This is a genomic window from Candidatus Symbiothrix dinenymphae (assembly GCF_001431085.1).
In genome coordinates this window covers 1-1,926 of record NZ_BBRU01000596.1, presented here as the reverse complement: position 1 = coordinate 1,926, position 1,926 = coordinate 1, and the positions used below count along the sequence as shown (strand labels likewise).

The following is a 1,926-nucleotide window of genomic DNA, read 5'->3' as shown; positions in this document are numbered from 1 at the left end:
CAATAGCCCTGTCTGCCTTAGCTGACGGGTGATGATAATTCGCCACTGTATTTCCCAATTCTAACATAATTCCAAACAATTTTCGGCGGCAAAGGTAAGACGTTATTTTTGAACTACCAAATATTTATGAAAGTTTAACTTTGCGGGCTTTGAAAAAATAAAACTTCACTTGAAAATTTGAAAATTTTTATCTACTTTTGCCCCCACTTTCAGAAAATAATTAAATAAACAATGACAAACTTACGGCATTGGGCTATGCGGCAAAGTATCTTTAAACTCTTTATACTGTTTCTCGCGAGCTACCAACCCGCCGAAGCTGCCACCCACACCGACTCAATCGAAGACCCGGACCTCGCTTATTTCCTGACAGACACCATCCACAGCACCCTCCTCAACAAAACCGAGCTGACAGCCAAATACCACGCGTATGGCGACTATCTAATCAACGGGCTTTCAATCAGTCAATTAAAGGAGATGTGGAGCAGAAACCCCTTTCGAGAAATTCCCGAAAACGGCGATTTCGAGTATTCAGAGATGGATTTAACGCAGCATTTCACCTACGAACTGCTGGAAGAGCGGCTCCTCAATTTAGTCAATAGCCCCCATGTGAGGTTGGTGGAAATGGGGCTAAGCACGCAAGGCAGGTCTATCTATATGCTCGTGCTCGGACATGGCGACATCGTGATTGCCAAAGAGGGTGGCATCCATTCGCGGGAAACATTCAACACCTTTGCGCTTATCAAGCAAGTCGAGGATTATGTCAATTCATTGGATACCAATGCTATAAGACGGCGAAACCTGGAAGAATTGACGGTGCTGATTGCCGTTTGCACCAATCCTGACGGGCTTGAAGATATGCTTCGCCACCCAAACCATGTTGTCAACAAGACAAATATGAACGGTGTGGACATCAATCGCAATTTTTTTGCCTCCATTTCCGGCGGCTTGGCACGCGGCGTGACAAAATGCGCCACAATAGTCAACAAGCCCGGCAATTTCTATGCAGGAAAGCATTTAGGCTCGGAAATCGAAACCATCGTTGCTTCCAAATTTGTCTATTATGCCATCATAGAGCGTCAAGCCGTCATTTTCGAGAGCAACCACCAAGTAGGCAACATCATCTATGCCGGCAAACCCTACCAAACCACAGAAGGATTTGACAGGTCTTATTGCTTCGGAGAACTTCAGAAAGACTTTTTAAACAGCAACTTGGAAGGAACCACAAGCAGCGAACAATTTTCCATGGTGGACGAGGATGCCGGTTACGGCTTTGATGGACGAGTGGGCACCATCACCGATTTTGCCTGCGACCTGGCATCAGGCTTCCGATTTTGCGCCGAACAGGGGCGAATGGTCTATGCCGATGACAACTGCGAAATGCCCCTGCTCGAAGCGAAAAGCATGGAACACTACCACCTGCCTCAACAAATGAAATGCGCCATCATAACCATCGAATATGGTGTGGGCGAAGCTGCATGGGGACACTCCGAGATAGCACGAGGAAAGCATCCTGACATGTATCACAACTATGGATTGGATAATTTATTGGACTTTCAAATGGATTATGCCGGTTGCACGTTGCCCAAACTCAACCAATGTCTTGTGTCGGATATGGAAAATACCGCGAAGCTATTTGATATGCATAAAGATATGCCCGCGACCATCCCGTTAGATATATATATGGCAACTACACCCCGCAATCAACACCGCAAAAGGGCGCAACCGGTGATTGATTTGCTAACACCTGTCTGGGATGCAAGAATCCCCGTAAAAAATTGGATAATAGACAAATACGAATATATAAACAGGGAAACCACAAATTTGTTTAACCGCCTCCGCAAGTGATTATTGCAGCAAAGTGGCTTGCCATATTCAATTGTGAGGATAGTGTCGTAAAATTTGTAACACGCAATTATATTTGTGTAT

At 45.2% G+C, this 1,926-nt stretch carries 1 protein-coding gene; it reads left to right on the top strand.

The window, feature by feature from the left end; translation table 11 throughout:
- The first annotated feature begins 231 nt into the window (after window positions 1-231).
- Window positions 232-1,845, top strand: a complete 1,614-nt coding sequence (locus tag ASC50_RS06525; RefSeq protein WP_055432054.1) for a M14 family zinc carboxypeptidase — start codon at window positions 232-234, stop codon at window positions 1,843-1,845.
- The last annotated feature ends 81 nt before the right edge of the window (window positions 1,846-1,926 follow it).

Excerpts from the sequence above, each read along its gene's own strand:
- ASC50_RS06525 (WP_055432054.1), top strand. The coding sequence starts at position 232 with ATGACAAACTTACGGCATTGGGCTATGCGGCAAAGTATCTTTAAACTC.